Below are 5,862 nucleotides of genomic sequence, written 5' to 3'. Positions count from 1 at the left end.
CTGAGCCATGATCAAACTCTTCAATTAAAAAGTTTTTTGAAGTCCGAAAACTTCGACTCAATGAATTACTGAATTAACTTGTTATAGTCACTCAGTGCAACATTGATATATGAGATATCAATCCTGCGCGAGTGCCCACACAGATTGTCTGACTAATTGTTAAAGAGCGTTGCAACCGAACCGTGGTTCCCGTTGCTGAGGCTGCGTATCTTACGCTTTCCTCAATCCCCGTCAAGCGTTATTTTCAAAGGCTTTTCCGAGTGTCGAATTGTTGCTCAGTGTCTTACTCAGTAAGCCGCTGTGCCCCGTCGACAGGAAGCGCATTATAGGGAGGCCCCACCGGAACGCAAGGCCAAGACAGCAATAAATCACGATATTATTGCCAAGCGCCGAAACCCACCGCAACACCACAGCTTAAACACAGAGTTATCCACAATTCGACGGCTTCTCGTCGAGAACTGAACGAGCGCATTGAATGAAACCCATCGAGGCTGGCAACGAAGACAACCTATATAAAAGAGGAAAGTTACCTTTATTTTCGATATTTACGACGGCATCAAAGACAGAGCTGGCAGGTTTTATTAGCAGAACACGGTACAATACGATTCTCTGACCAACCCACGGAAGGCATTGATGGACCCTCTACTTCTTATCATCCCCTTGATTCTCGCCATTGCTGCCACTCGAATCGGACTGCCGCCTCTCATCGGTTACCTCGCTGCAGGCTTTGCTCTGTATGCCGCTGGCGTCGAAGAGCTAACGTTCCTTACACCGATTGCCGACCTCGGTGTGTTGCTACTGCTGTTTGCCATCGGCCTTAAACTGGATCTGTCCAGCCTGACTAAGTCTGAAGTCTGGGGCGGAGCCAGCATTCATATGGTGTCCACCATAGGTCTGGCCGCTATCCTTATCAAGCTTCTGGCGCTAACCGGCATCGGCATGTTCGACCAACTGGGCAACCAGCAAGTGGTCATTCTCGGCTTCGCCCTGAGCTTCTCCAGTACCGTTTTCGCCATTAAGTCTCTGGAAGAGAGTGGCGACAGCCAATCACTGTATGGACGCACCGCCATCGGCATCCTGATTATGCAGGACATCTTTGCGGTGATTTACCTCACGGTCAGCAAGGGAGTATGGCCCTCAGCCTGGGCTCTGTTGCTTCTCGGGCTACCGCTGTTACGTCCACTGCTGTTCAAACTGATGGAACGCTGTGGTCACGGTGAGTTGCTGGTGCTGTTTGGCCTATCGATGGCCCTGGTTCCTGGGGCAGCATTGTTTGAAGCGGTAGGGCTAAAGCCGGATCTCGGCGCACTGATACTCGGGGTCCTGCTGGCCGGGCATCGAAAATCCTCGGAGCTGTCTAAGTCCCTTTTCTTGTTTAAAGAGCTGTTTCTGGTCGCCTTTTTCCTAACCATCGGCCAACAGGGAATTCCAAATAAGGAAGAGGTCGTAACAGCTCTGGCATTAATGCTGTTGCTGCCGGTAAAGATGGCGCTGTTCCTTTTGCTGCTTTCTCACTATCGTTTTCGTTTAAGAAGCTCGGTGATGGCCACCATCACACTGGGCAATTTCAGCGAATTCGGACTGATTGTCATGACAGCCGCCATAGCGACGGGGTCACTCGACGCAAGTTGGTTGAGGATCATTGCCTTACTGGTGGCGTTCAGTTTCGTACTGGCGGCCCCGCTCAGCCGCCTGGCTCTAAAAATCTACGACCTGCTGCTTCCCAGATTATCGGGCCTGCAGCGCGAACCACTGCACCCGGAAGATCAACCCATCGACCTGGGCAACCCCAGCGTACTGATCTTTGGTATGGGCCGTATCGGCTCTGGTGCCTACGATTCACTGAAAAGCAGCTACGGCGACGTGATCCTTGGTATCGACCACAAGCAAGAGATCATCGAACGTCACCATCGCGACGGCCGCAAAGCCGTACTGGGCGATGGTACCGACTCGGATTTCTGGGACAAGCTGGTACCAAGCGGTTCGATTGAGTTGATTGTGCTGGCGATGCCGTCCCACCAGGGTAACCTGCATACCGCCGAGTTGCTGGCTGCCAGTGCCTACTCCGGCAAGGTAACCGCCATCGTCCGTTACGCCGATGAAGAGGAAGCTCTGAAGGAGATGGGCGTACACAGCGTGTACAACATCTACCAAGCCGCAGGTACCGGTCTGGCTGATCAGGTTATTGACTCTCTGCCAGTAAACATCAAAAGCAACCCGTCTCTGTAATTTTCAAGTACCGGGCGCCGTCGTGGTGCCCGGCATCTCCCCCTCCTCTATTCCTTATTGAGTACGCCGCCACCTCGGAAAAGTGATCTTGATCCCAAGCCGATACACAGCCCGATCCAGCGATTGATAATACCCGAGCATTTTACTAAGGTTTAAAACCATAAAGATGCATTTGGATTGCAACTTAAAGGGTTGCAGTTTTCAATCACCACAATACAAACGCAATGGGTACGGCTATGAGTCGACAAAAAATCATCCTTTGGGCCTTGGTATTATCCTGCCTCGCCTCCTTTACTGTGTTACTTTCCATGGGCAGCAGCACCTACCGTGAAATGCCGCCCATTCCTGCACAGGTAGTCAGTGACACTGGCACCCCCCTATTCACCGAGCAACAAATCCAGGACGGTCAGATGGCATGGCGGTCTATGGGCGGACACCAACTCGGCTCCATCTGGGGGCACGGCTCCTACGTGGCACCGGACTGGAGTGCCGACTGGCTGCACCGTGAATTAGTGGCTTGGCTCTCCATACGCGCCAAACAGCAGTTTGGCCAGGAATACGAACAGTTGAGCATCGACCAACAAGCCGGACTGCAGGCGTTGCTCAAACGAGACATTCGCACCAATCGCTATGACGCCAACACCGGAACCCTGACGATCTCCGAAACCCGCATGGCCGCCATACAGCAGGTGCAGCAACACTACGTAGCCCTGTTTGGCGACGATCCAAAGATGCAGCCTCTGCGTGAGCAGTACGCAATGAAAGAGGGCACCCTGCCGGACTTGACCCGACGCCAAAACCTCACCAGCTTTATTTTCTGGAGCGCATGGGCAACGGCCACCGATCGCCCTGACCAGTCCGGTGTCTCCTACACCAACAACTGGCCCCATGAGCCACTGGTAGACAACACCCCCACCTCCTCCATCACGGTTTGGTCCATCCTGTCAGTCGTTGTACTGATCTTTGGTGTTGCCGCACTGGCCTGGTATCACTCGACACTGAAACACGATCCTCTGCCGACGCCGGCAAAAGAAGATCCCATTTTCAGTCACCAGCCAACCCCATCACAAAAGGCGGTCGGCAAGTATTTCCTCACTGCGATTGGTCTGTTCATGCTGCAAATCGTGCTGGGGGGCATCACCGCTCACTACGCGGTTGAGGGCCAGCAGTTCTATGGCATTCCGCTGTCTGAGATCCTGCCTTATTCACTGACTCGTACCTGGCATACCCAGCTGGCCGTATTCTGGATCGCCACCCTGTGGCTGGCGACTGGCCTGTATATCGCCCCGGCTTTATCCGGCGGACGCGAGCCCAAATGGCAAAAGCTGGGCGTTAACCTACTATGGGTTGCACTGCTGATTGTGGTGCTGGGTTCCATGGCCGGTGAGTGGTTCGCCGTTCAACAGGTCCTGGATATTGATATCAGCTACTGGTTCGGACATCAGGGGCACGAGTACGTCGATCTTGGCCGTTTCTGGCAAATGTTACTGATGGTCGGTCTGCTGATCTGGCTGGTGCTGGTCACCGCTGCCATCCGCCCGGCATTGAAACAAGAAAACGACCACAAGCCCGTTATCTGGTTGCTGTACATCTCCGTGGTCGCCATCGGTCTGTTCTACGGTGCCGGTCTGATGATGGGCAAGCACACTAACTTGGCCATGGCTGAATACTGGCGCTGGTGGGTTGTTCACCTATGGGTTGAAGGTTTCTTCGAGACCTTCGCTACCGCCGTTATCGCCTTGATGTTCGTTCGTCTTGGATTGATCCGCGCCCGCAGCGCCAACAGCGCCGTACTGTTTGCGACCCTTATTTTCCTGTCCGGCGGAATCATCGGCACAGCCCACCACTGGTATTTCACCGGTACTCCGACGTCGGTACTGGCCTGGGGTTCGATTTTCTCCGCTCTGGAAGTGGTACCACTGGCACTGATTGGCTTTGAAGCTTATGAACAATATCGACTGCGCAACGCCAGCAGTTGGATGAGCAACTACAAATGGGCCATCATGTTCTTCGTTGCCACCGCCTTCTGGAATATGTTTGGCGCTGGCATGCTGGGCTTCTTGATCAACCCCCCCATTTCTCTGTATTACGTACAAGGCCTGAACACCACCGCCGCCCACGGTCATGGCGCCTTCATGGGAGTCTATGGCATGCTGGGAATTGGACTGATGCTGTTCTGCCTAATGGGGCTGAGCAAAGGGCGAGGCTGGAATCACAACTTACTGAAGTGGGCTTTCTGGTCAATGAACATCGGATTGATGGCAATGCTGGTGATGTCACTGCTGCCAGTGGGTATCATCCAGTTCTTTGCCGCCATTGACAGCGGATACTGGTTTGCCCGCTCTCCAGAAGTACTGCAAAGCGAACTGGTGAGACAGTTTGTCTGGTTGCGCGTCCCCGGTGACATTTTGTTTGCCATCGGCGGCATGTTTATCGCCATGTTCCTATTCGGTATGGTAAAAGCCAGTTGGTCAGCAAAACGCGCCAAGAAGTTGGCCACCGCATAATCGATTATTAGTGAGGGCACTGAGTGCCCTCTTTGGAGCTGTTTCAATGAGCCACTCTTTGTTGACCGGCCGACTCGCCAAAGAGCATAAGACCATCAAGCACATGCTACAGATATACTGCAGCAGCCATTGCCAGTCGGATCTGAAAACCAATGGTTTGTGCCAGGATTGCCTGTCATTGCTGAATTACGCCGAGCAAAAGTTAGATCGCTGCCCTTACGGTGAAAGCAAACCGGATTGTGCTCGATGCCCAATCCACTGCTACAAACCCGAGCCCAGGCAGCAGGCTAGGCAAGCAATGATCTACTCAGGGCCAAGGATGCTGTACCGGCACCCCATTGAAGCAATTCAACACCTGCTAGATAAGCGGCGGCCAATACCTGAAAAGCCGCCTGCCGGCGCCAGCCAATACGCTCGCCGTAAGGCCGCCGAAAAGCAAAAACAATGACCAAGGGAGCCTCAAGGCTCCCTTTTCTATTGTCCCGCTCTCGACAAAGCTCGCTGCAGATCGTTACCACAGCAACTGCAACCCCCCCTCCGTCGTGCCCGCGCACGCGGGTACCCAGTGGCTGTGCCTTTCGTCATTCTTGCGCAGGCGAGAATCCAGTGGCTTTAACACAATAGAACCAAAGGCACTGGACCCTCGCGTTCGCAAGGGCGACGGTGCTAGTAGTAGAGTTTGTGGTAGTCGGGCCGTTAAAGTGGTTCGGCAAAGCTCATGGCTATTCGCTTTCACACCAACCTCAACCATCCCTCGGTCGTGCCCGCGCACGCGGGTACCCAGTGGCTTTTCTTCACCTTACTCAAAACCAAGACACTGGGCCCTCGCGTTCGCAAGGGCGACACGGTTGGAGAGTTGTGCGGGCGGCAGAGTTAGTGGTCGCCATCTGCATCAAGTTCGCAAAGCGTAAACTACGACCCTCTATCGTGCCCGCGCACGCGGGTACCCAGTGGCTTTTCTTCACCTTACTCAAAACCAAGACACTGGGCCCTCGCGTTCGCAAGGGCGACACGGTTGGAGAGTTGTGCGGGCGGCAGAGTTAGTGGTCGCCATCTGCATCAAGTTCGCAAAGCGTAAACTACGACCCTCTATCGTGCCCGCGCACGCGGGTACCCAGTGGCTTTT

General features: G+C 54.0%; 3 protein-coding genes. All 3 read left to right on the top strand.

Translation table 11 applies throughout. The features are described from left to right. The first annotated feature begins 633 nt into the window (after window positions 1-633). The 3 genes from H598_RS24345 (at window position 634) to H598_RS0113385 (ending at window position 5,184) form a co-directional block, all read left to right on the top strand. The gene (locus tag H598_RS24345; protein ID WP_035415916.1) at window positions 634-2,229 is read left to right on the top strand and encodes a cation:proton antiporter family protein; all 1,596 of its coding nucleotides are present in this window, start codon (window positions 634-636) and stop codon (window positions 2,227-2,229) included. Window positions 2,230-2,465: 236 nt separating this feature from the next. Then, a complete protein-coding gene (locus H598_RS0113390) occupies window positions 2,466-4,736 on the top strand; it encodes a nitric-oxide reductase large subunit (RefSeq protein ID WP_028113463.1) in 2,271 nt (756 codons plus the stop codon). 46 nt (window positions 4,737-4,782) lie between these two features. Beyond that, entirely contained in the window at window positions 4,783-5,184 is a 402-nt protein-coding gene (locus H598_RS0113385) for a nitrous oxide-stimulated promoter family protein (protein WP_028113462.1), read from the top strand. The last annotated feature ends 678 nt before the right edge of the window (window positions 5,185-5,862 follow it).

The sequence above is a fragment of the Ferrimonas kyonanensis DSM 18153 genome, assembly GCF_000425405.1.
In the GTDB taxonomy this organism is placed as follows: Bacteria; Pseudomonadota; Gammaproteobacteria; order Enterobacterales; family Shewanellaceae; genus Ferrimonas; species Ferrimonas kyonanensis.
The sequence above is the reverse complement of the archived record's forward strand: the minus strand, read 5'-3'. Positions and strand labels throughout refer to the sequence as shown.